This is a genomic window from Vogesella oryzagri, assembly GCF_040148885.1.
GTDB classification, from domain to species: Bacteria; Pseudomonadota; Gammaproteobacteria; order Burkholderiales; family Chromobacteriaceae; genus Vogesella; species Vogesella oryzagri.
In genome coordinates this window covers 174,991-198,747 of sequence record NZ_JBEFLD010000006.1, presented here as the reverse complement: position 1 = coordinate 198,747, position 23,757 = coordinate 174,991, and the positions used below count along the sequence as shown (strand labels likewise).

General features: G+C 62.5%; 19 protein-coding genes, 2 tRNA genes and 1 riboswitch. Of the genes, 15 read left to right on the top strand and 6 right to left on the bottom strand.

Annotation, left to right across the window (positions count from 1 at the left end):
* Positions 1-199 precede the first annotated feature (199 nt).
* Positions 200-1,066, bottom strand: coding sequence for a lipid A biosynthesis lauroyl acyltransferase (locus ABNW52_RS12925; RefSeq protein ID WP_349588480.1), 867 nt, complete (start codon positions 1,064-1,066; stop codon positions 200-202).
* Between the two features lie 11 nt (positions 1,067-1,077).
* Complete coding sequence (locus ABNW52_RS12920; RefSeq protein ID WP_349588478.1) at positions 1,078-1,959, bottom strand: lysophospholipid acyltransferase family protein; 882 nt, start codon at positions 1,957-1,959, stop codon at positions 1,078-1,080.
* Positions 1,960-2,028: 69 nt separating this feature from the next.
* Here ABNW52_RS12920 and metK point away from each other — a divergent pair, with 69 nt between their 5' ends.
* From metK to metF, 3 genes are all read left to right on the top strand, one after another.
* Entirely contained in the window at positions 2,029-3,198 is a 1,170-nt protein-coding gene (gene metK / locus ABNW52_RS12915; RefSeq protein WP_349588475.1) for a methionine adenosyltransferase, read from the top strand.
* 117 nt (positions 3,199-3,315) lie between these two features.
* Positions 3,316-3,380, top strand: a riboswitch (S-adenosyl-L-homocysteine riboswitch).
* 104 nt (positions 3,381-3,484) lie between these two features.
* A complete protein-coding gene (gene ahcY / locus ABNW52_RS12910; RefSeq protein WP_349588472.1) occupies positions 3,485-4,885 on the top strand; it encodes an adenosylhomocysteinase in 1,401 nt (466 codons plus the stop codon).
* A 147-nt stretch (positions 4,886-5,032) separates the two neighbouring features.
* On the top strand, positions 5,033-5,869 hold the full coding sequence (metF, locus tag ABNW52_RS12905) for a methylenetetrahydrofolate reductase [NAD(P)H] (protein ID WP_349588469.1): 837 nt from the start codon (positions 5,033-5,035) through the stop codon (positions 5,867-5,869).
* A gap of 80 nt (positions 5,870-5,949) precedes the next feature.
* Here the strand turns inward: metF and ABNW52_RS12900 are convergent, their stop codons facing one another.
* On the bottom strand, positions 5,950-7,755 hold the full coding sequence (locus ABNW52_RS12900; RefSeq protein ID WP_349588466.1) for a GGDEF domain-containing protein: 1,806 nt from the start codon (positions 7,753-7,755) through the stop codon (positions 5,950-5,952).
* Positions 7,756-8,011: 256 nt separating this feature from the next.
* Entirely contained in the window at positions 8,012-8,494 is a 483-nt protein-coding gene (locus ABNW52_RS12895) for an Lrp/AsnC family transcriptional regulator (RefSeq protein WP_174875947.1), read from the bottom strand.
* A 362-nt stretch (positions 8,495-8,856) separates the two neighbouring features.
* Here ABNW52_RS12895 and hppD point away from each other — a divergent pair, with 362 nt between their 5' ends.
* The 5 genes from hppD (at position 8,857) to ABNW52_RS12870 (ending at position 12,222) form a co-directional block, all read left to right on the top strand.
* A complete protein-coding gene (hppD, locus tag ABNW52_RS12890) occupies positions 8,857-9,930 on the top strand; it encodes a 4-hydroxyphenylpyruvate dioxygenase (protein WP_349588462.1) in 1,074 nt (357 codons plus the stop codon).
* A 138-nt stretch (positions 9,931-10,068) separates the two neighbouring features.
* The gene (gene maiA, locus ABNW52_RS12885; protein WP_349588459.1) at positions 10,069-10,728 is read left to right on the top strand and encodes a maleylacetoacetate isomerase; all 660 of its coding nucleotides are present in this window, start codon (positions 10,069-10,071) and stop codon (positions 10,726-10,728) included.
* Between the two features lie 123 nt (positions 10,729-10,851).
* Positions 10,852-10,927: transfer RNA gene (locus tag ABNW52_RS12880), tRNA-Phe, on the top strand.
* 21 nt (positions 10,928-10,948) lie between these two features.
* Positions 10,949-11,024, top strand: a tRNA-Phe gene (locus ABNW52_RS12875).
* Positions 11,025-11,214: 190 nt separating this feature from the next.
* Positions 11,215-12,222: an HD-GYP domain-containing protein gene (locus tag ABNW52_RS12870; RefSeq protein ID WP_349588457.1), complete on the top strand. Its 1,008-nt coding sequence runs from the start codon at positions 11,215-11,217 to the stop codon at positions 12,220-12,222.
* Between the two features lie 11 nt (positions 12,223-12,233).
* Here the strand turns inward: ABNW52_RS12870 and ABNW52_RS12865 are convergent, their stop codons facing one another.
* Both ABNW52_RS12865 and ABNW52_RS12860 read right to left on the bottom strand, forming a co-directional pair.
* On the bottom strand, positions 12,234-12,833 hold the full coding sequence (locus tag ABNW52_RS12865; RefSeq protein ID WP_349588455.1) for a MarC family protein: 600 nt from the start codon (positions 12,831-12,833) through the stop codon (positions 12,234-12,236).
* 78 nt (positions 12,834-12,911) lie between these two features.
* Positions 12,912-15,947: a THUMP domain-containing protein gene (locus tag ABNW52_RS12860; RefSeq protein ID WP_349588453.1), complete on the bottom strand. Its 3,036-nt coding sequence runs from the start codon at positions 15,945-15,947 to the stop codon at positions 12,912-12,914.
* A gap of 122 nt (positions 15,948-16,069) precedes the next feature.
* On the opposite strand from ABNW52_RS12860, the gene mutY reads away from it, so the two are divergent.
* From mutY to rpsI, 7 genes are all read left to right on the top strand, one after another.
* Positions 16,070-17,128 (top strand): A/G-specific adenine glycosylase, encoded by a 1,059-nt coding sequence (mutY, locus tag ABNW52_RS12855; RefSeq protein ID WP_349588451.1) that lies wholly within the window; start codon positions 16,070-16,072, stop codon positions 17,126-17,128.
* A 37-nt stretch (positions 17,129-17,165) separates the two neighbouring features.
* Positions 17,166-19,376, top strand: coding sequence for a RelA/SpoT family protein (locus ABNW52_RS12850; protein ID WP_349588449.1), 2,211 nt, complete (start codon positions 17,166-17,168; stop codon positions 19,374-19,376).
* Between the two features lie 48 nt (positions 19,377-19,424).
* Positions 19,425-20,192, top strand: a complete 768-nt coding sequence (deoC, locus tag ABNW52_RS12845) for a deoxyribose-phosphate aldolase (protein ID WP_349588447.1) — start codon at positions 19,425-19,427, stop codon at positions 20,190-20,192.
* 245 nt (positions 20,193-20,437) lie between these two features.
* Entirely contained in the window at positions 20,438-21,658 is a 1,221-nt protein-coding gene (locus ABNW52_RS12840; protein ID WP_349588446.1) for a phosphopentomutase, read from the top strand.
* Positions 21,659-21,823: 165 nt separating this feature from the next.
* Positions 21,824-22,537 carry a purine-nucleoside phosphorylase gene (gene deoD, locus ABNW52_RS12835; RefSeq protein ID WP_349588444.1) on the top strand — a complete coding sequence of 238 codons (714 nt, stop codon included), beginning with the start codon at positions 21,824-21,826 and terminating at the stop codon, positions 22,535-22,537.
* A gap of 351 nt (positions 22,538-22,888) precedes the next feature.
* The gene (gene rplM, locus ABNW52_RS12830; protein ID WP_349588442.1) at positions 22,889-23,317 is read left to right on the top strand and encodes a 50S ribosomal protein L13; all 429 of its coding nucleotides are present in this window, start codon (positions 22,889-22,891) and stop codon (positions 23,315-23,317) included.
* Between the two features lie 18 nt (positions 23,318-23,335).
* Complete coding sequence (gene rpsI, locus ABNW52_RS12825) at positions 23,336-23,728, top strand: 30S ribosomal protein S9 (RefSeq protein ID WP_349588439.1); 393 nt, start codon at positions 23,336-23,338, stop codon at positions 23,726-23,728.
* Positions 23,729-23,757: the final 29 nt, after the last annotated feature.

Here is a 23,757-nt window from a genome sequence, read left to right as displayed (position 1 = left end):
CAGCTGCATGACCGCGGGTATGTGCAGCGCTCATACTGTGGCGGCGTGGAAGGGGCGCTGTGTGGCCAAGCTGTCGCTTGGAGACATTGCCGAGCTAGCGTCTCCGGGCACGCGGCAAACTGGATGGGGGAGGCGACAAGCGCAAGCAAAAGCGGCCAGTAGTGTCATTGCCTGGCCGCTTGTTCTGATGGCAGTAAGCTTAGTACAGCTTGGGCTGGCCGGCCGGCCGGGTCTTGAAGCGCTTGTGCAACCAGAAGTATTGCTCTGGCGCTTCCAGAATGCGTTGTTCCAGAAAGGCATTCATCGCGCGGGTATCGGCAACCAGGTCCGCGCTGGGAAAGTTTTCCAGCGGTGGGTGGATGTCCAGCACGAAGCGGCAGCCTTCACGGCGGGCAATCGCGGGCACCACCTTGGCCTTTGCCAGCGAGGAGATGCGCGACAGGCCGGTGATGGTGGCGGCGTCGGTGGCGAAGAATTTCACGAACACCGAGTCACGCGCACCAAAGTCCTGATCGGGCAGATACAGGAACGGGGTGTGATTCTTGCGCATGGCCTTGATGATGCTGCGCAGGCTTTCCTGCCGAGACACGATAAAGGCGTTGTCGAAGCGATTGCGCCCCTGATAGAACTGCGCATCCAGGGTCTTGTTCTTCTGGTGTGAATAAACGCTGACCAGCGGTACCTCCAGATTCAGGCGCAAGGCGCAGATTTCGAAGGCGACAAAATGCGGATAAAACAGGATCACATCCTCGCCTGCTTCGCGCAGGCGGCTGATATGTTCCAGCCCGCGGATCTCCACCAGCCGGCGCAGGCGCTCCGGTGACGACCACCATACGATGCCGTATTCCAGCATCAACTTCATCATTTCCACACAGTGACGGCGAATAAGCTGGCGGCGAGCCTGCGGGCTCATGTCCGGAAAACACAGCCGCAGATTGATCAGGCCGACACGGCGGCGCTCCTTGGCCAGCCGGTACACGATCTGGCCCAGCAGCCAGGCCAGCGCATGAATCAACGGCAGGGGCAATAGGCGGAGCAGCCACAACAAGGCCAACGCAAGTTTCATGCAGCAGACTTTCAGACGTAATCGGGAGCCGGAGCGCCGGCAGGGCGCTTGTAACGGTTGTAGCTCCACAGGTATTGGGATGGGAAGCGGCGAATCAGCTGTTCCACTTCGCTATTCAGGATGGCGACATCGCGCTCACGTTGGCCGCAGAACGGCTGCGACTGCGGCGTAATGTGGACAACGAAACCGCGGCCATGCGGCAGCCGCTCACCGGTAAACCACAGCACGGCCACGTTATCCATTTGGGCCAGTCGTGGCAGCAGACTCATGGTAAAGGCGGGTTGGCCAAAAAATGGCGCCCACACTCCTTCGCCACTGCCCGGTACCTGGTCCGGCAGGATGATGGTGGCTTCGCCGGACTTCAGCGCCTTCATCAGCAAGCGTACGCCGGCGCCAGTAGCCGGCGCGGTCTTGGCACCACCACGGACGCGGCCCTCATTCATGATCGGTTCCAGCCAGCTCAGTTTGGGCGGACGATACATGGCGGTGAGCGGAAAGGGCAGGCGCGAGGAGATATAGCGACCGGCGATGTCGTAGCTGCCCAGATGCGGGGTGACAAAGATCAGCCCCTTGCCGGCGGCCAGTGCCGCTTCGACGTGTTCCCAGCCCTGGCAATCCTTGATCAGGCCGACGATGGCGGTCGGCTCGCGGCACCAGGCGATGGCCAGCTCCAGCGCGCCCTTGCCGGTTTCCGCCGCGGACTGTTTGACGAGCTGTTCACAAACCTGATAATTTCCAGCGATTTTACTGTTCGCAATGTTCGTGCGCATGCGCGCACGAAATCCCGGCGAAAACCAGTACAGCGCTCGCCCGAGCACGCTGCCCAAAGCATGTAGCAGCGGCAGTGGCAAGGCGGCAAGCGCCTGCAGAAGAAAACGTGCGAGTCGGGTCATGGACTTGGACGGACAAAAAAACACAGCATTTTATCATCAACTCACTGGCCATTTTCTGGAACGAAGACAATGAGCGAATATCTTTTTACCTCGGAATCGGTATCGGAAGGACATCCGGACAAGGTTGCCGATCAGATTTCTGACGCCATCCTGGATGCCATCCTGCGCGAGGACAAGTATGCCCGCGTCGCGGCCGAAACGCTGGTAAATACCGGCCTCGTTGTCCTGGCCGGCGAAATCACCACCACGGCCAACATCGATTACATCAAAGTGGCGCGTGAAACCATCAAGCGCATTGGTTACGACAATTCCGAGCTGGGCTTCGACTACCACGGCTGCGCGGTGCTGGTCGGTTACGACAAGCAGTCGCCGGACATCGCCCAGGGCGTGAACGAAGGCGAAGGCCTGGATCTGGAGCAAGGTGCCGGCGACCAGGGTCTGATGTTCGGCTACGCCTGCGACGAAACCCCGACGCTGATGCCGTTCCCGATCTACTACGCGCACCGTCTGGTACAGCGCCAGGCCGAGCTGCGCAAGGACGGCCGCCTGCCGTGGCTGCGTCCGGATGCCAAGAGCCAGATCACCTGCGTGTACGACAGCGCTACCGGCCTGCCCAAGCGCATCGACACCGTGGTGCTGTCCACCCAGCACAGCCCGGACATCGATCACAAGATCCTGACCGAAGCCGTGATCGAAGACATCATCAAGCCGGTGTTGCCGGCAGAAATGATTACCGCCGAGACCAAGTTCCTGATCAACCCGACCGGCCGTTTCGTCATTGGCGGCCCGATGGGCGATTGCGGTCTGACCGGCCGCAAGATCATCGTCGACACCTACGGCGGTGCCGCACCGCACGGTGGTGGTGCCTTCTCTGGCAAGGATCCGACCAAGGTTGACCGTTCCGCCGCCTATGCCGGTCGCTACGTGGCCAAGAACATCGTCGCCGCCGGCTTGGCGCGCCAGTGCCAGATCCAGGTTTCCTACGCCATCGGCGTGGCGCAGCCGACCTCGATCTCGGTGGATACCTTCGGCACCAACGTGATTCCGAACGAGCAGATCGTGGAGCTGGTGAAGCGCCACTTCGACCTGCGCCCGAAAGGCATCGTGCAGATGCTGGATCTGCTGCGTCCGATCTACACCAAGACCGCCGCCTACGGCCACTTCGGCCGCGAAGAGCCGGAGTTCACCTGGGAACGTACCGACAAGGTGGAGGCGCTGCGCGCCGACGCCGGTCTCTAAGCGTTAGCCAAGTCGCAAAGTAAACCGCCAGCCCGCGCTGGCGGTTTTTGTTTTATCAAGCGGCAAAGGTTGGCCGCAAGCTGCGGTAAAGCCCGGAAAAACCACGTATAATCGCGCGATTCCGGGGAGCGCTGCGAGACCATGCCCCAGGCCCGGAACCTCCAAAACGGCGCTCACCTGCTGATAACCTTGCCGCTTCCCGACCGGAGGCGGCCAGAAACCCCGTGCCGGGCACGGGATGCGCGGGTGAGCCATCCCTCCCGGCCTTCGTGAAAGGATTTGCACGATGGCTGATTTCAACGATTACGTTGTTGCCGATATCAACCTGGCCGACTGGGGCCGCAAAGAGCTGAACATCGCCGAGACCGAAATGCCGGGCCTGATGGCGACGCGTCAGGAATACCAGCACAGCCAGCCGCTGCGCGGCGCGCGCATTGCCGGCTCGCTGCACATGACCGTGCAGACCGCGGTGCTGATCGAGACCCTGACTGCGCTGGGCGCCGAAGTGCGCTGGGCATCGTGCAATATCTTCTCCACCCAGGACCATGCTGCCGCCGCCATCGCTGCGGCCAACATTCCGGTATTCGCCTTCAAGGGCGAGAGCCTGGACGAGTACTGGGAATTCAGCCACAAGATCTTCGAATGGCCGGAAGGTCAGCCGGCGAACATGATTCTGGATGATGGCGGCGACGCCACCCTGCTGCTGATGCTGGGCAGCAAGGCGGAGAAGGATCTGGGCGTGATCAGTCACCCGAGCAACGAGGAAGAAACCGCGCTGTTCGCCGCCATCAAGCGTTACCTGGCCATCGACCCGCAGTGGTACTCCAAGCGTCTGCAGCATATCAAGGGCGTGACCGAGGAAACCACTACCGGCGTACACCGCCTGTACCAGCTGGAAAAGGACGGCGCGCTGCCGTTCCCGGCGTTCAACGTCAACGACTCTGTGACCAAGTCCAAGTTCGACAACCTGTACGGCTGCCGCGAATCGCTGGTGGATGGCATCAAGCGCGCCACTGACGTGATGATCGCCGGCAAAGTGGCCGTGGTACTGGGCTATGGCGACGTGGGCAAGGGCTGCGCGCAATCGCTGCGTGGTCTGGGCGCCACCGTGTGGGTCACCGAAATCGACCCGATCTGCGCGCTGCAGGCGGCGATGGAAGGCTACCGCGTGGTACGCATGGACGAAGTCTGCGATCAGGCCGACATCTTCGTCACCACCACCGGCAACGTTGGCGTGATCAACCACGAGCACATGAAGAAAATGCGTAACAACGCCATCGTGTGCAATATCGGTCACTTCGACAGCGAGATCGAAGTGGCCTCGCTGCGCCAGTACCAGTGGGAAAACATCAAGCCGCAGGTGGATCACATCATCTTCCCGGACGGCAAGCGCATCATCCTGCTGGCCGAAGGCCGCCTGGTGAACCTGGGCTGCGCCACTGGCCACCCGAGCTTCGTGATGTCCAACTCTTTCACCAACCAGGTGCTGGCACAGATCGAGATCTTCGCCAACGAGCACAAGTACGAAAACAAGGTGTACGTGCTGCCCAAGCATCTGGACGAGAAGGTGGCGCGCCTGCACCTGGAGCGCATCGGTGCCCGCCTGACCGAGCTGTCCGACCAGCAGGCTGCCTACATCAGCGTGCCGAAGGATGGCCCATATAAGCCGGCACACTATCGTTATTGATATTTGATGTCGGTAAAAAGCGGGCAGGCAGCTAGAATTTCCTGCCCGCTTTTTTGCGGCCAACGTTGGCCGCCAGGCGACAGGTGATAGGCGGCGCAGACCGCTACGCCATGCCAGGGACCCCAGAACTCAGCGACTAGAACTGCCATGACAGAACGCAAACATACCTTCAGCTTCGAATTCTTTCCGCCGCGCACCGCGGAAGGCATGAGCAAGCTGCGTACCACCCGCCAGCAGCTGGCGCAATTCAAGCCGGAATTTTTCTCCGTCACCTTTGGTGCCGGCGGCACCACGCGCGAAGGCACGCTGGCCACGGTGTTGGAGATTCGCGGCGAGGGCAATGCTGCCGCGCCGCACCTGTCGTGCATCGGCTCGACCCGTGACAACATCCGCTCGATCCTGAATGAATACCGCAACCACGGCATCCGTCACATTGTGGCGCTGCGTGGCGATATGCCGTCCGGCATGGTGGAGGCCGGCGAGTTCCGCTACGCCAACGAACTGGTGTCTTTCATCCGCGAAGAGCACGGCGATCACTTCCACATCGAAGTGGCGGCCTACCCGGAGTTCCACCCGCAGGCGCGCTCGGCCGAAGACGACATGAACAACTTCGTGCGCAAGGTGAAGGCCGGTGCCAACTCGGCGATGACGCAGTATTTCTTCAACGCCGATTCCTACTTCCGCTTTGTCGACGAAGTGCAGGCGCGTGGCGTGGATGTGCCCATCGTGCCGGGGATCATGCCGATCGCCAACTTCGGCCAGCTGTGCCGCTTTTCCGACATGTGCGGCGCCGAAGTGCCGCGCTGGCTGCGGCTGCGCATGCAGGCGTATATGGACGACACCGCGTCCATCCGCGCGCTGGGGCTGGACGTGGTCACCGAGCTGTGTGACCGTCTGCTGGCCAATGGTGCGCCTGGCCTGCATTTCTACACCCTGAACCAAGCCGGCATCGTCTCTACCGTGTGGCAGCGGCTGGGGCTGTAACGCGGCATGCGGCCAAGCTGGCCGTAAAAAACCGCCGTCTGCATTGCAGTGCGGCGGTTTTTTTGGGGGGGTAAGAGCGGCTAGTGGCTGTCGTCCGGGCCGATCACGCGGTTGCGACCCTGATGCTTGGCCTGATACAGCCGGCTGTCGGCCTCGGCCAGCAAGTCGTCGATGCTGTCGTGGCGCGCCAGATCCAGGCTGGCCACACCAATGCTGATGGTGACGTAGGTGGATACCGCCGAGGCCATGTGCGGAATGGCCAGCTGCCAGACGCGTTGGCGCAGCTGCTCGGCCAGCTGGCTGGCGTTGCTGGCCGCGGTGCGCGGGAGCAGTACGGCAAACTCCTCGCCGCCGATGCGTGCCACCAGTTGTTCCTCCTGCGGGAACTGCTGCTGCAGTTCGTGTGCCAGCTGGCGCAGGCATTGGTCGCCCTCCAGGTGGCCAAAACAGTCGTTGTAGGCCTTGAACAGGTCCACATCCAACAGCAGCAGAGACAGCGGCTGCTTCAGCGCGCAGGCGGCGGTAAATTCCAGCTGCTTGCGCTGGTCGAACAGGCGGCGATTGGCCAGCCCGGTCAGGCCATCGGTGTTGGCAATGCTTTCCAGTTTGCTGTTGGCCTGCGCCAGCGCGTGTTGCGCGATGTCCAGCTCTTCCATGTGCTGCTTGCGCAGCAGCACGTTGCACAGCATCTCGCCGACCAGTCGCAGCAGCGACAGCTCCTTGTCCAGCCAGGCGCGCGGCCGGCTGACCGCATCGCAGCCGACAAAGCCCAGCAGCTGGCCCTGATGCGACAGCGTGACTACGGCAATGCTCTGGATGCCGTGCTCGGCAAAGCGCTCGCGCTCGTGGTGGCCTTCCTGCGGAATCTCGTCCAGGCTGGAAAACGCCAGTTGTTGCTGGCGCAGCAGCTGCGGCACAAACCACAGCGATTCGCTGATCGGATAGTCTTCGTAAAAGTCGGCGGTACTCTTCACGCCGCTGGCACACCACTCCTGGTTGTCGTGGATAGTCATCTCCGGTGTGACGCGGAACAGGTAGCAGCGGTCCACCTCCAGCAGGGTGCCGATCCGCTCCAGCGCGCTGTCCACTGCCTGGTGCTGTTCCTGCAGCGGCAAATGGATGAAGCGGGTGGACAGCTCGGAAATCAGGTGCTGAAAGCGGCTGAGGTGCTCCAGCTCGGCGGTGCGCATCGCCACCAGCTCGGCCAGGTGGTCGCGGTGGCGGGCCAGCTCGCGTTCCTGTTGCTGGTGGGTGGCTTCGTAGCCGTGCTGCTGCTGTTGCAACTGCTGCAGCGCCTGGGTCAGCGACGCCATTTCATCGGCGGCGTCGTCCAGGTTGGCCGCAGGCAACATGCGGCCGTGCAGTTGCTGCAAGGGCTGCAGGATGCGGCGTTGCTGGAAGTGGTAGCACAGCAGCGTCAGGCCGACGAGGCCGGCCAGCAATTCCAGCAGGGTAAACAGGCTGTCGCGCCACAGTTGCTGCTCCAGCGCGGTTTGCGACAGGCCGATATGCAGCAGCCCCAGCGGCTGATCGCCGGTACGGCGCGACTGCACCGGCAGCTCGATGACATGGCTTACGTCGTCGCCGCTGCCCAGTTCCTGCAGCACCGCACCCTGGTTGTTGCGCAGCGAAATCTGGCGGATGCCATCCTGCTGCAACAAGTCGCGCAGCAATTGTTGGGTAGCGCTCTGGTCCACGTCCCAGACGCTTTGCGCCAGCATCGGCATCAGCTGCAGCTCGATGCGCTGCGGAATGTCGGCCAGCTGCTGCTGTTTGGCGCGATAGCCGAGCGAGAGGTGCAGCAGCAGCGCCAGGGTACAGAATGCGGCGCTGAACAGCAGCGCACGCTGCAGTAGTTGCTGGTTGAGGGGTTTGGATAGTGTCACGGCAGGGTTTCCGCAAGAGTCGGCACCAGGACGCAGCGCAGCCGGCGTCCTGCGCTGCCTACTGTCGGGCAAAAAACGGGCGCTGGCAAGCGCGCCGGCAGCGTGGCGGGCCGAAGCGTGGTGGTGGGGCAAGCGACGGCGGCCAGTCCGGCGGCCGTCGCATGCAACAAGGCCCGGCAGTGCCGGGCCTTGGCGCTCGCATCGGGGAGGGCGGTTGCACACCCGCGGCCACTGTCACACGGCCGCGGCTGGCTGCTTATTGGCCCAGGTGCGAGATCGGCAGCGCAGTGGTCTTCTTGAACTCTTTCAGTACGAAGCTGGATTTCACGTCTTCCACTCCCGGCTGTTGCAGCAGGTCGTCCATCACGAAACGCGAGAAATGTTCCAGGTCTTCAAAGTACACCTGCAGCAGGTAGTCCATTTCGCCGGTCATCGCATAGCAGTTCACCACTTCCGGCCAGCGCTGTACCGCTTCCATGAAGTTTTCCAGGTGACCGCCGCCGCGTTTTTCCAGCGAAACGCGTACAAAGGCCTGCAGACCGAGGCCGATCTTGGCCGGTTCCAGCAAGGCAACGTACTGGCGGATGACGCCGGATTCTTCCAGCTGTTTCAGGCGGCGCAGGCAGGGGGAGGGGGAGAGGGCCACTTTCTCGGCCAGTTCGACGTTGGTCAGACGTCCATTGGCTTGCAATGCGGCCAACATCTTGATGTCGGTCTTGTCCAGGGTAGCCACGGGCATATTATCTCCTGATTGTCGGTTTGCTCTGGAATATTGTTTTATGTTTTTAATTTTCTCAGCACTATATCGCAAGAAAATTGCCGGCAAGTTTACTTAGAATACTTCGCCATAGCCAGTCATTTATTACGGCGGCAGTAGATCGCCGGATACCCAAAGACAAGAGGAGAATGCCGTGGCAGCGCTGCTTGGCGGCAGCTTACGGCACTACAGGCAACAGCCACGCCAGATGGTATCTGCTTGTAGCGGTGTTGCATTTTCATCTCCCCGTATCCGACGTGACGCCGTGGCCTGGCGACACCGGCATCCGTGCCGCACACCTACAGAGCTGCAGCCCGCACCGTGGCTGCAAAGAGGAGAACCGCATGAAAATGGAACACCATCTGATGAACCCGCTGGCTACCGACGGTTTCGAGTTTGTCGAATACACCGCGCCCGATGCCGAGGGCGTGGCCAAACTCACCGCCCTGTTCCTGTCGCTGGGGTTTATCGAGGTTGCCCGCCATCGCAGCAAGAACGTCAGCCTGTTCCGCCAGGGCGACATCAACTTCATCCTGAATGCCGAACCGACGCAGCCGGCCACCGAGTTTGCCGGTGAGCACGGTCCGTCCGCCTGTGCCATGGCCTGGCGCGTGCAGGATGCTGCCAAGGCCTACGACTATGCGCTGGCGCACGGTGCCAAGCCGTATCGCCGCCCGATCGGCTACATGGAGCTGAACATCCCGGCGGTGGAAGGCATTGGCGGTTCCGCGCTGTACTTTGTCGATCGTTATGGCAGCAAGGACATCTACGACATCGACTTCGTGCCGCTGGAAGGTGTGGATCAGCACCCGGTGGGTGTCGGCCTCAAGGTGATCGATCACCTCACCCACAACGTGTTCCGCGGCAATATGGCCAAGTGGGCCGGCTTCTACGAGGACATCGGCAACTTCAAGGAAATCCGCTACTTCGACATCGAAGGCAAGCTCACCGGCCTGGTGTCCAAGGCGATGACCAGTCCATGCGGCAAGATCCGCATCCCGATCAACGAGTCCTCCGACGACAAGAGCCAGATCGAGGAATTCCTCAAGCAGTACAACGGCGAAGGCATCCAGCACATCGCGCTGACCACCGACGACATCTACACTACCGTGGAGACGCTGAAGGCGCGCGGTACCCGCTTCCTCGACACCCCGGCCACCTACTATGAGAAAGTGGACCAGCGCGTGCCGAACCATGGCGAGAATCTGGCCCGCCTGCAGCAGAACAGCATCCTGATCGATGGCGCCCCGGTAGAGGGCATCCTGCTGCAGATCTTCACCGAAACCGTGATCGGGCCGATCTTCTTCGAGATCATCCAGCGCAAGGGCAACGAAGGCTTTGGCGAAGGCAACTTCCGCGCGCTGTTCGAATCGATCGAGGAAGACCAGATCCGCCGCGGCGTACTGTCGGCGGAGTAAGTTTCGGCAGCGGTGCCGGTGGCAGGGTGTGGACGATCTAGGCCGCCCGGCATCGCCCGCCGATCCTATTGTGGCAAGCGTCTGGCCGCAGCCTTCGGGCTGCGGCCAACGTTTTGCCGCTAGCCATTGGAGCAAGCCATGACTGATGTCCCCAACGTTGGCCGCACGCTGTTCGGCTACTTCCGTTCTTCTGCCGCCTACCGCGTGCGCATCGCGCTCAACCTCAAGGGGCTGGACTACCACCAGCAGCCGGTCAGCCTGGTCAAGGGCGAGCAGCGCGGCGACGACTATCTGGCACTGAATCCGCAAGGGCTGGTGCCGGCGCTGCTGGACAACGGCGTGTTGCTGACGCAGTCGCTGGCAATCTGCGAATACCTCGACGACGCCTATCCGGATACGCCGGCGCTGCTGCCGGCCGCGCCTGTGCTGCGGGCCCAGGTGCGGGCGGTGGCGCAGAGCATCGCCTGCGACATCCACCCGTTGAATAATCTGCGGGTGCTCAACTATCTGAAGAATGAACTGCTGCTAGAAGACGATGCGCGCAACGCCTGGTACCAGCACTGGGTCAGCGCGGGCTTTGCCGCGCTGGAGCGGCAACTGGCGGCCAGCGCCGGGCAATACTGTTTTGGCGATGTGCCGACCCTGGCCGATGCCTGCCTGCTGCCGCAGGTATTCAATGCCCAGCGCTTTAATGTCGATATGGCAGCGTACCCACTGCTGGCGGGTATTGCCGGGCGGCTGGAACAATTGCCAGCCTTTGCCGCGGCACATCCGTCGCAACAGCCGGATGCGGCATAAATAAAGTGGCTGATCTGAAAAAACCGCCGTTTTCGGCGGTTTTTTCCGGAAAAGCCTTGACGCATAAATCACGATCTGCTTTAATGCGTGCCTCTGATGCAGCACGCAAGTGCGCGGCAAAGAGGCCAATTAGCTCAGTTGGTAGAGCAACGGATTGAAAATCCGTGTGTCCTTGGTTCGATTCCGAGATTGGCCACCACTTTACCCGATGCAGACGTTTGGCCAATTAGCTCAGTTGGTAGAGCAACGGATTGAAAATCCGTGTGTCCTTGGTTCGATTCCGAGATTGGCCACCAAATACATAAAAAGCCGCAATCAATTGATTGCGGCTTTTTTGCGTCCGTGGCAAACGCGATATGTCCCCGGGTTTGCATTTCCAGCTTCTATACTGCATGACCTGACGCTGGTCAGATGGCAGGCAGCATGCTGATGCTAAGCTGTGAACCGCTCTCAAAGCGGGGCTTAACGTGGAAACTGACAATGGACATGACCGTACTGATTGTAGATGACAATCAGACCAATCTGATGGTGCTGGAACATATGGTTGGCCGCATCAGCGGCTGCGTGGTAGTGGCCATGACGGAACCCGAAGCGGCGCTGCACTGGTGCCGTTTTCATGAGCCAGATCTGATTCTGACCGATTACATGATGCCGGGGATGGATGGCATTGCGCTGGTGCGCGAACTGCGCAACCTGACGCATGTGGTTGATGTGCCCATCATCATGGTGACGACCAGTGACATGAAGACGGTGCGCCAGAGTGCGCTGGAAAGCGGTACCACCGATTTTCTGGCCAAGCCACTGGACCCGGCGGAAACCCGGGCGCGCATCCAGAATCTGCTGAAGCTGCGACAGGCGCAGCGCAGCTTGAAGGAGGCCGCGGCGCAGGACCTGATCATGCGTTTGTCGCACATGGCGGAATCGCGCGACCCGGAAACCGGGCGGCACATTGAACGCATGGCGCAGTATTCGTACATTATCGCCGGGCAAATGGGGCTGGATGAGCATGTCCAGCAACTATTGTTGCTGGCGGCGCCAATGCATGATATCGGCAAGGTGGCGATTCCCGATCATATTCTGCTCAAGCCGGGCCGCCTGACGCCGGACGAGTTCACCATCATGCAGACGCACTCCACGCGCGGCGCCGAATTTTTGCGTGGCAGCAGCTCGCCGTTGCTGGAAATGGCATATCACATTGCCATGACGCACCATGAAAAATTCGATGGCAGCGGTTACCCCAACGGCTTGAGCGGGGAGGAGATCCCACTGGTTGGCCGCATCGTGGCCGTGGCCGATGTGTTTGATGCACTGACCTCGGCGCGGCCGTACAAGCCGGCATGGCCGCTGGATAAGGCGCTGGCGCTGTTGCAGGAACAGCGCAGCAAGCATTTCGATCCGCAGGTGGTGGATGCCTTCTTTGCCGTCCAGCCGCAAATCATGCAGGTATACGAGCAGTTGCACGATGACGTGGATGTCTCCGCGCCATCGGAGTAGCGCGGGCGCGTTTAGGCTAGCTTCTTGATGTAGGCGGCCACGCCGCCCAGCAGCATCTCGATGGAGATGGCGGTCAGGATCAAGCCCATCAGCCGCTCCATCGCCGTCATCGCCTGCTCGCCCAGCAGGCGGTGAATCTTGCCGGAAAACAGAAACACCACCAGCGTCACCAGCATGGTGATGCTCAGTGCACCAATCCACTCCAGCATGCGCTCCGGTTCGCGCGTCGACATCAGCAGCACGGTGGCCATCGCCGATGGGCCGGCAATCAGCGGCACGGCAATCGGTACGATGAACGGCTCACCATTCAACTGGTTGGCCGCATGCCCGCCGTCGCCGGGAAAAATCATCTTCAGCGCGATCAGAAACAGGATCACCCCGCCGGCCACGCGCAGGCTTTCGTCGGTGAGGTGCATCACCTCCAGAAAACCCTTGCCGAAGAACATGAAGGTCAGCAGTACCACAAAGGCGATCAGGCATTCGCGGTACACCACCTTGCGGCGGCGCTCCGGCTTGACCTGCTTCAGCGCGGAGATGAACAGCGGAATATTGCCCAGCGGATCGGTGATCAGGATCAGCAGCACGGTGGCGGAGAAAAAAGAGGTATTCATCAGGCGTTCCGGAAAAAGGCCAAAATGAGAAAAAGGGCGCTGTGACACGCCCTTTTGCAACATAGCCTACAACTTGTCTTATTGGCTATCGTCGGCCGATTTTTCCTTGCGGTTGGAGCCGGCTACCAGCTCGAAGCCATATACATGGCAGGCCAGCGGGCCGTTGAACAGCTGTGGACGACTGCTGACGGACAGGCGCATCAGCGACGGCAGGCGGCTGTCCGCCGTCATGAAATGTGCGTGCCAGCCGGCGAAGTTGCGCTTCAGCCAGGTCGCCAGCTGTGGATACAGCTCGGCCAGGCTTTCCTGCTCGTCCAGACGCACGCCATACGGTGGGTTGCATACGATCAGGCCATTGGCTGCTGGTGCGGCCAAGGCGGTGGCATCGCCACAGCTCAGGGTGACCAGTTGTTCGATGTCGGCGCGCGCCAGGTTGCGGCGGGTGATCTCCACCAACTGCGGGTCGCGGTCGTTGCCGAACAGCGGCAGGCTGGCAAGCTTGCGCTGCGCCAGCTCGGCATCGTTGCGGATGCTGTGCCATAGCAGGTCGTTGTGGCCGAGCAGCAGTTCAAAGCCGAAGCGGCGGGCACGGCCCGGCGCGCGGTTCATTGCGATGTCTGCCGCTTCCACCAGGAAGGTGCCGCTACCGCACATCGGATCCAGCAGCGGTTGGCTACCGGTGTAACCTGCCAACAGCAGAATGCCGGCGGCCAGGTTTTCACGCAGCGGCGCCTCGCCGGTTTCTTCGCGCCAGCCGCGCTTGAACAGTGCCTCGCCGCTGGTGTCGAGGTAGATCTGCACGTCAAAGCCGGAAATGAACACGCGGATGCGCATGTCCGGGTGGCGGGTATCCACGCTGGGGCGTTCGCCGCAAGCTTCGCGGAAACGGTCGCAAATGGCGTCTTTCACCAGCAGCGACACGTAGTCCATGCTGCGCAGGCGCGAGTGGCCGTCGGTGTTGACCTTGATGGTACGGCTGACTTCGAACAGTGCCGGCCAGTCGATGCCGTGCGCCAGGGTGTAGATGTCGCGCTCTTCCTGGAAGCTGCCCTGCGCCAGCTGCATCAGTACGCGGCTGGCCACGCGCGAATGCAGGTTCACCCGCATCATCACTTCGCGGTTGCCGATAAAGGCGATGCCGCCATCGGTCAGCTGCAGTTCGCTGCCGCCTTGCAGGCTGATCTCGTCGGCCAGAATCTTTTCCAGTCCGCGCGGGCAGCTGGCAAACAGCGCCAGCTCGTTTTCCTGCAGCGCACGGAATTGGGTTTTCACAAACGGCGTGCGGCCAACCTTGCCGCCAGCGTCTCCGCCTTCAGCCTGGCCCTTGTCGAACAGCGCGCGCGGCTGCTCGCCACGTGGCTGGAAACCGCCATCGCGACGCTCGCCGCCGAAACGCGGTTTGTCATTGCTGCCGAAACGTGGTTTGTCGGTGCCGTGGCGCGAACGGTCGAACTCGCGCTCGCCACGCGGCTGGAAGTCGCCGTCGCGACGCTCGCCGCCGAAGCGTGGTTTGTCATCGCCACCGAAACGCGGCTTGTCGGTGCCGTGGCGCGAACGGTCGAACTCGCGTTCGCCACGCGGCTGGAAACCGCCGTCGCGACGTTCGCCGCCGAAGCGTGGTTGCGGCTTGTCGGCGCCGTGGCGCGAACGATCGAATTCGCGTTCGCCACGCGGCTGGAAGCCGCCGTCACGCTTGAAGCCGTCATCGCGGCTGTTGCTATCCGCTGCCGGCTGTTCGCTGCTGCGCGGTGCGCCCGGTTGCTCGTCGCTGACACGCTTCAGAAAGCTGGTGCTCGTGCTGGTGCCACTGCGCGGCGCAGCGGCTGACGGGGCAGGTGGGGTGGCTGTCTCAGCGTCTTCACGTATCGGCGGCGCAATATAGTCGGGGTGGGTTTTGCCGCCGCGGCCCGCGACGCGGTCGCGGGTGTAGCGGCGTTCTGCCGGTGCCTCGCTGGCGGCCGGCGCTGACGGGGCCACCGTTTTGCCACCAAACAGGGTGCGTGGTTTTTCAATGGCATGATCGCCGCGCGGCTGGAATTCGTGGCGCTGATGCGGGCTGTTGCCATCACGCTTCAGGCCATCGTTGTGGCGGAAACCACCTTCGCGATGCTCGTTGCTGTAACGCGGCTTGTCGTCGCCACCGAAACGCGGTTTGTCCCCGGCATTGTGGCGCGCACGATCAAAGTCACGCTCACCCCGCGGCTGGAATTCGCCCTCGCGCTTGAAGCCGCCTTCGCGGTGTTCATTGTTGTAGCGCGGCTTGCCGAAGTTGCGCTCGCCCCGTGGCTGGGATTCGCCTTCGCGCTTGAAGCCGCCTTCGCGACGCTCGCCGCCGCCAAAGCGCGGTTTGTCGTCACCACCGAACCGCGGCTTGTCGAAGCTGCGTTCGCCTTCGCGTTTGAAGCCTCCTTCGCGACGCTCACCGCCGCCGAAGCGCGGTTTGTCGTCACCACCGAACCGCGGCTTGTCGAAGCTGCGATCGCCTTCGCGTTTGAAGCCTCCTTCGCGACGCTCACCGCCGCCGAAGCGCGGTTTGTCGTCACTACCGAAGCGCGGCTTGTCGAAGTTGCGTTCGCCTTCGCGCTTGAAGTCGCCTTCGCGACGCTCACCGCCTCCGAAGCGCGGTTTGTCGTCACCACCGAAGCGTGGCTTGTCGAAGCTGCGTTCGCCTTCGCGCTTGAAGCCGCCTTCGCGATGCTCGCCGCCGCCGAAACGCGGTTTATCTTCGCCACCGAAGCGTGGCTTGTCGAAGCTACGTTCGCCTTCGCGCTTGAAGCCGCCTTCGTGACGCTCGCCGCCACCGAAGCGTGGCTTGTCGAAGTTGCGTTCGCCTTCGCGCTTGAAGCCGCCTTCACGACGTTCGCCGCCCCCGACGCGCGGCTTGTCGCCGCCCCCGACGCGCGGCTTGTCGTCGCCGCCGAAGCGTGGCTTGTCGAAATTGCGTTCGCCTTCACGTTTGACGCCGCCCTCGCGACGCTCGCCGCCGAAGCGCGGCTTGGCCGGAGCCTGTCCTGCCGCGGGCGTCTGGTGCCCGGCGGGGGGCGCGTTACGCTCGGCGGGTGTGGTGGGCTGTCGGCGCACTGCTGCGCGCTGGCGGGAACGGAAGGTGGACATAAAGCGGTAATCCTTTGAAAACAATCCATCATTCTAGCCTATTCGCCCGTCCCCCGCTTGGTTGCCGCCGGCCTTTGGTTTACCATGCTCGGTTCGATTTCAACAGGCGGTGGTGCTTGGCAGTGGAACAGCAATTTGCCCCCCGGCTGGTAGCCTGGCAAAAAGTGCACGGGCGGCATGGCCTGCCGTGGCAGGTGTGCGACCCGTACCGGGTGTGGCTGTCGGAGATCATGCTGCAGCAGACTCAGGTCAGTACCGTGCTGGGTTACTACCCGCGCTTTCTCGATCGTTTCCCTGATCTGGCAACGTTGGCCGCAGCGCCGGTGGATGATGTGCTGGCGTACTGGAGCGGCCTTGGCTACTACAGCCGTGCCCGCAATCTGCACAAGGCGGCGCAGCAGGTGATGTGCGATTTCGGTGGCGAGTTTCCATCCGCACGCAATGCCATCGAGACGCTGCCGGGTATCGGCCGTTCCACCGCCGCGGCGATTGCCGCCTTCTGCTTTGGCCAGCGCGAGACCATTCTCGACGGCAACGTCAAGCGCGTGCTGGCGCGCTGCTTCGGTGTGGACGGCTTTCCCGGCGACAAGCAGGTGGAGGCGCAGATGTGGCAGCTGGCCGAGCGGCTGCTGCCGGCCGCGACCGCCGACATGGTGGCCTACACCCAGGGGCTGATGGATCTGGGTGCCACGGTCTGCACCCGCAGCAAGCCGGCATGTACGGTATGCCCGCTGGTGGATGGCTGTGTGGCGGCGCGCGAGGGCCGTACCGCCGAACTGCCGGTGAAGAAGCCGAAGAAAGTGGTGCCGGAGCGCGAGACGGTAATGCTGCTGGCGCTGCGCAATGGCGAGGTGCTGCTGGAGCGCCGCCCACCCACCGGCATCTGGGGCGGGCTGCTGTCGCTGCCGCAGTTCGACTCCACGCTGGCGATTGCCGACTGGCTGGCGCTCAACGGCGATGGTGATCTGCCGCCGGCCTGGCCGCCGCTACTGCATGTTTTTACCCATTTTAAATTGACGATCACGCCCCAATGTGTGGAGGTAACCCGGCTTGCGGGTGAGGTCTGCGCCGATAACGGCTGGCAGTGGCTGCCGCTGGCTACGGCGCTGGATGCCGGCGTGCCGGCGCCGGTGCGCCGCTTGCTACAGCTGGCGCTGGATGGTGCCGTTCCGGCGGAATGAGTTAGCAGCGGCGTTGGCCGCAAGGTTGGATTGATACATGGTTTCCGTAGTCCGTTCCGTGGCCGATACCCTGGCCGATGCCGCTGATCCGGCCAACTGGCTGGCGCAGCTGGGCGCCTCGCTCAGCGCCGATGAGCGCGTCTTGCTCACCCGTGCCTTCGATGCCGCGCGCGAGCTGTACAGCGGCAAGACCCTGCCGCACACCGGCGAAGACATCTTCAGCCATGCGGTGGGGGCGGCGGCCATCGTGGCCGATCTCAACCTGCTGCCGGATGCCATCGCCGCCACGCTGCTGTTTGCGGTGCCGGAGTTCCGCAAGGATTGGCAGGAGTGGCTGCCCAAGGCATTCAACCGCACCGTGCTGACGCTGGTGGAGGGCGGCAACCGCGTGCAGCGGCTGACCGAACTGGCGCGTATCGACAAGCTGGCCACACCGGACGACCGCGCCAAACAGGCGGAAACCATGCGCAAGATGCTGCTGGCGATGGTGGCCGACATCCGCGTGGTGCTGATCGAACTGGCCTGGCGCACTCAGACCATGCACCACCTGGCACTGGTGCCGGACGAGCGTGTGCGGCGGCAGATCGCGCAGGAGACGCTGGATCTGTTCGCGCCGCTGGCCAACCGTCTGGGGGTGTGGCAGATCAAGTGGGAGCTGGAAGACCTGGGCTTTCGCCACACCGAGCCGGAAAACTACAAGAAGATCGCCAAGCTGCTGGACGAGCGCCGGCTGGAGCGCATCGATTACATCGAGCGCGTGCTGGACATCCTGCGTGGCGAGCTGAAAAAAGCCGGCATCCGCGGCGATGTCGCCGGCCGCCCCAAGCACATCTATTCCATCTGGAAGAAGATGAAGAAGAAAAAGCTCGATTTCTCCGAGCTGTACGACATTCGCGCGGTGCGCATCCTGGTGGACAAGCTGCAGGACTGCTACACCGTGCTGGGGCTGATCCACAGCATGTGGCAGCCGATTCCGGGCGAATTCGACGACTACATCAGCAACCCCAAGGCCAACGATTACCGCAGCCTGCACACCGCGGTGATCGGCCCGGAAGATCGTGGCGTCGAGGTGCAGATCCGCACCTTCGAGATGCACGAGCACGCCGAGTTCGGTGTCGCCGCCCACTGGCGCTACAAAGAAGGCGGGCAGGGCGATGCGCAGTACGAAGAGAAAATCTCCTGGCTGCGCCAGCTGCTGGACTGGCGCGAGGATATGTCCGGCTCGGAAAGGGAAGACCTGGCCGACGCCTTCAAGACCGAGCTGTTCTCCGACACCATCTATGTGCTGACGCCGCAGGGCCGGGTACTGGCCTTGCCGCACGGCGCCACGCCGATCGACTTTGCCTACGCGCTGCATACCGACGTCGGCCACCGCTGCCGCGGCGCCAAGGTGGAGGGCAGCATCGTGCCGCTGTCCACCCCGCTGCAGAACGGCCAGCGGGTGGAAGTGCTGACCGCCAAGGATGGCGGCCCATCAGTGAACTGGCTGCACGAAGGCTGGGTGAAAAGCCCGCGCGCGATTGCCAAGATCCGCCAGTACATCCGTCAGCAGAACTCCGATGCGGTGCGCGAAACCGGGCGCCAGATTTTCGAGCGCGAGCTGGCGCGCCATCCGCATGTGCAGCCCAGTCTGGCGGCACTGGCGGAAAAGCTGGGCTACGACCGGCTGGACGAACTGTACGCCGCCATCGGCCATGGCGAAGTGGGGTTGCGCGCGGTGGCCAACGCCATCGAGAGTTTCGCCCCACCGCCGGTGGTGGAGCTGACCGCGGCCGACCTGATCCGCCGCAGCAAGGGCGGCCACGATGCCGGCGGCGTGCTGATCGAAGGGGTGGGCAATCTGATGACCATCCTCGCCAAGTGCTGCAAGCCGGCACCGCCGGACAGTGTGGTGGGTTTTGTCACCCGCGGCCGCGGCATCTCCATTCACCGCAATAACTGCATCACCCTCAAGCGGCTGTCGGCCGACGCGCCGGAGCGGCTGATCGCCGCCGACTGGGGCGAGCAGAAAAGCAGCGTGTTCCCGATCGACCTGGAAGTACATGCCGCCGATCGCCCGGGACTGTTGCGTGATATTTCCGACGTGTTCTCGCGCGAGAAGCTCAACGTTATCGGCGTCAACACGCTGTCGCGCAACCAGAAGGCCAAGCTACGCTTCACGGTGGAGGTGCGCCACGTGCGCGAGATCAGCCGCGTGCTGGCGCACGTGATGGAAGTGCGCGGCGTGCAGGAAGCGCGCCGGGTATAAGTGCGGCAAGGTTGGCCGCAGGCGGCCAACCTTGGCGGGAGAACCGACATGCAGGATGCGGTAAACACGGCGCGGCTGGCGCTGTCGCTGATGGATCTCACCAGCCTGAATGACGACGACAGTGGCAACACGATACGTGCGCTGTGCGCCCAGGCCGACAGCGATGCCGGCACCGTGGCGGCGGTATGCGTCTATCCTTGCTTTGTCGCCGTTGCGCGGCAGGCGCTGGCTGCCGCCGCTACGCCGCAGGTGCGGGTGGCCACGGTGGCCAACTTTCCGCATGGCAATGCCGCGGTCGCCAGCGCGGAGGCGGAAACCCGTGCCGCCATCGCCGCTGGCGCCGACGAAGTGGACGTGGTGTTTCCCTACCGTGCGCTGCTGGCGGGAGATGGCGCGGTTGGTGCCGTGCTGGTGGCGGCCTGCAAGGCGGCCTGTGGCGACAAAATCCTGAAGGTGATCATCGAAAGTGGCGAGTTGGCCGCGGCGGCGCTGATTCGCCAGGCCAGCGACATCGCGCTGGCGGCCGGCGCCGATTTTCTCAAGACATCTACTGGCAAGGTGGCGGTGAATGCCACGCCGCAAGCGGCGCGCATCATGCTGCAGGCGATCCGCGACAGCGGCCGCGATGCCGGTTTCAAGGCCGCCGGCGGGGTGCGCACGCTGGCAGATGCCGCCATCTATCTGCAACTGGCGGCCGAGATCATGGGGGAGGCGTGGCTGACGCCGGCGCATTTCCGCTTCGGTGCCTCCGGCCTGCTGGCAAATCTGCAGGCGGTGATCGCCGGCCAGACGGCGCCGCCCGGCCGCGGCTACTGAACCGCCGCCGCAGGTTGGCCGCATCCCGCAGCGTGGCCTTGCTGCGCGGCGGACAATATCGCTGTGGCGGCATGGCGCCGCCTTGCCATCTGGCGAGCGCAACCGGCGGCGCGCCATGCCGGGGTGTCGGCGCAACGGTTGCCGGCTGGCCGCGCATGGCAATCGGCCATGCCAGTTGAAGTGTGGCGGCCGGGCCATCATCATCAGTGCATGGCCGCCAGCGCGGCCGTGACGAGGAGACATGCATGGACACGCGACGCGTCATCATGCTGGTGCTGGACTCGCTCGGCATCGGCGCCAGTGCCGATGCCGCCAAGTTTGGCGATGTTGGCAGCAACACGTTGGGCCGCATCGCCCGCGCCGCCGCCAGTGGCGCGGCCAACGTTGGCCGCAACGGGCCGCTGCAGCTGCCCAATCTGTCGGCGCTGGGGCTGGCGCATGCCTGCGAGCTGTCGTCCGGCTACTTTCCCGAGGGCATGCTGCGCACGGCGCCGCTTGCCGCCTACGGCTACGCGCGCGAGCTGTCCAGCGGCAAGGACACGCCGTCCGGGCACTGGGAGATCGCCGGGGTGCCGGTGCTGTTCGACTGGGGGTATTTCCACGAGCGGGACAACAGCTTTCCACCGGAGCTGCTGGCCGCCATCGTGCGTGAGGCTGACTTGCCCGGCTGGCTGGGCAACTGCCATGCCAGCGGTACCGAGATCATCGACCGCCTGGGCATGGAGCACATGGCCAGCGGCAAGCCGATCTTTTATACCTCGGCCGATTCGGTGTTCCAGATCGCCTGCCACGAACAGACCTTCGGCCTGCAGCGCTTGTACCAGCTGTGTGCCATCACCCGTGAGTTGCTGGCGCCGTACAACATCGGCCGCGTGATCGCACGGCCGTTTGTCGGCGACGCGCCGGGCCGCTTCGTGCGTACCGGCAATCGCAAGGATCTGGCCTTACCGCCGCCGGCAGCGACGGTGCTGCAGAAACTGGCGGAGGCTGGCGGCGAGGTGGTGTCCATCGGCAAGATCGCCGACATCTATGCCCATATCGGCATCACGCAAGCGCTAAAGGCCACCGGGCTGGATGAGCTGTGGCAGCAAACGTTGGCTGCCATGGACACTACCCCCGGTCGCAGCATCATTTTTACCAATTTTGTCGATTTCGACTCCAGCTATGGGCATCGTCGCGATATTCCCGGTTATGCCCGTGAACTGGAGGCGTTCGATGCCCGGCTGCCGGCGCTGCTGGGCCGGCTGCGCGACGACGACATTGTGATCCTCACCGCCGACCACGGCTGTGATCCCGGCTGGCCGGGCTCCGACCACACCCGCGAACACATCCCGGTGCTGTGCTACGGCAGGCAGGTGGCAGCGGGCAGCCTGGGCGAGCGCGCCACCTTTGCCGACATCGGCCAGAGCGTGGCCAGCTGGCTGGGACTGCCGGCGCTGGCTTACGGTACTTCATTTCTGTACTGATTGTTTCTGCACTGATTCGATTTTTTGTGCCATGCCAATACACGGAGGGACACGGACGTTTGCATGGCAGGGACTTCCGGCGGCGGGTAGAACACCGTACCTGCGCAGCACGCGCTGCGGCTTTCCGTGTATCGGCGTGCCGTCGGGCAAGACAGGAGACAAGCCATGGCTACACCGCATATCGGTGCCGAGAAGGGCGATTTTGCCGACATCGTACTGATGCCGGGCGATCCGCTGCGCGCCAAACTGATCGCGGAAACCTATCTGCAGGATGCGGTACAGGTGACCAGTGTGCGCAATATGTTCGGCTATACCGGCCACTACCGCGGCCGGCGGCTGTCGGTGATGGCGCACGGCATGGGTATTCCATCGGCCAGCATTTACGCCACCGAGCTGATAAAGGACTACGGCGTGAGCAGCATCATCCGCATCGGCTCCTGCGGCTCGGTGGATGGCACGCGGCTGGGGCTGCGCGAGGTGGTGATCGCCATGGGCGCCTGCACCGATAGCAAGGTCAACCGCATGCGCTTGCTGGATCACGACTTTGCCGCCATTGCCGATTTCACGTTGTTGCGCACGGCGGTGGATACCGCCACGCGGCTGGGCAAGCCGGTACAGGTGGGCAATGTGTTTTCCGCCGACCTGTTCTACGGCGTGCAGCCGCAGTTGCTGGAGGTGCTCAAGAGCATGAACGTCAACGCGGTGGAGATGGAGGTGGCCGGCATTTACGGTGTTGCGGCGCAATACGGCGCACGGGCGCTGGGCATACTCACGGTGTCGGATGTGATCCCGACCGGGGAGGCGATGGATGCGGAAGCACGGCAGAACAGCTTTCGCGACATGATGGAAATCGCGCTGGAAACCGCGCTGCAGCTGTAAAGTGATATTTTTTCAAACGGATGTTGGTTGCGTGTCGGTTGCGGCCAACATTTTTTGATGCAATGCACAAAAAAATCTTGCCAAACCGCCATGGCGTCACCATAATCAAAACACATCAGGGCGTTGCACTAACGGTGTGCGTTTTGGTGTTGTCTCCTCCATCCTCCTTCAACAGGTGGAACTTGGCGCAATCAGTTTGTCTGATTGCGCTCTTTTTTTGCTTTTCCGCCTGCTTGTTGCGCGCCAGGTTTTTCTTTGCCGGACAAGGCTTTGAACTGCCACTTAAGTTTGACAGCGTAAGCTCTCTGTAATAGAATCCGGAACTTTCAAGAATTACGATGGAAGAGTTCCATGAAGACCTTTTCTGCCAAGCCGCATGAGGTAAAGCGCGAGTGGTTCGTGGTCGACGCCGAAGACAAGGTGTTGGGCCGTCTCGCTGCTGAAATCGCTCGTCGTCTGCGCGGCAAGCATAAGCCGGAGTTTACTCCGCACGTTGATACCGGTGATTACATCGTTGTCGTTAACGCCGAAAAACTGCGCGTTACCGGTAACAAGGCACTGGATAAGAAATACTACCGTCACTCCGGTTACCCGGGCGGTATCTACGAACGCAACTTCACCGAACTGCAAAACCAGTTCCCGGAGCGCGTTCTGGAAAAAGCCGTTAAGGGTATGCTGCCGAAAGGTCCGCTGGGCTACGCAATGATCAAGAAGCTCAAGGTCTATGCTGGCACCGAGCACCCGCACGCCGCACAACAGCCGAAAGTGCTGGAAATCTGATTCAGAGGCAACATTTAGATGAACGGTAAATACTACTACGGCACTGGCCGTCGCAAGAGCTCCGTAGCTCGTGTGTTCATGCAAAAGGGCACCGGTCAGATCGTCGTTAACGGCAAGCCGGTTGACCAGTATTTCGCTCGCGAAACCGGTCGCATGGTTATCCGTCAACCGCTGCAGATCACCGAGCACCTGGAGTCGTTTGACATTATGGTCAACGTATCCGGTGGCGGTGAAACCGGTCAGTCTGGTGCTATCCGTCTGGGTATCACCCGCGCGCTGATCGACTTCAGCGCCGAACTGAAGCCGACCCTGTCCACCGCTGGCTTCGTTACTCGCGATGCCCGTGAAGTGGAACGTAAAAAAGTGGGTCTGCGCAAAGCACGTCGTCGCAAGCAATTCTCCAAGCGTTAATCTGCTTGTTGCGAGACCGAAAAAGCCAC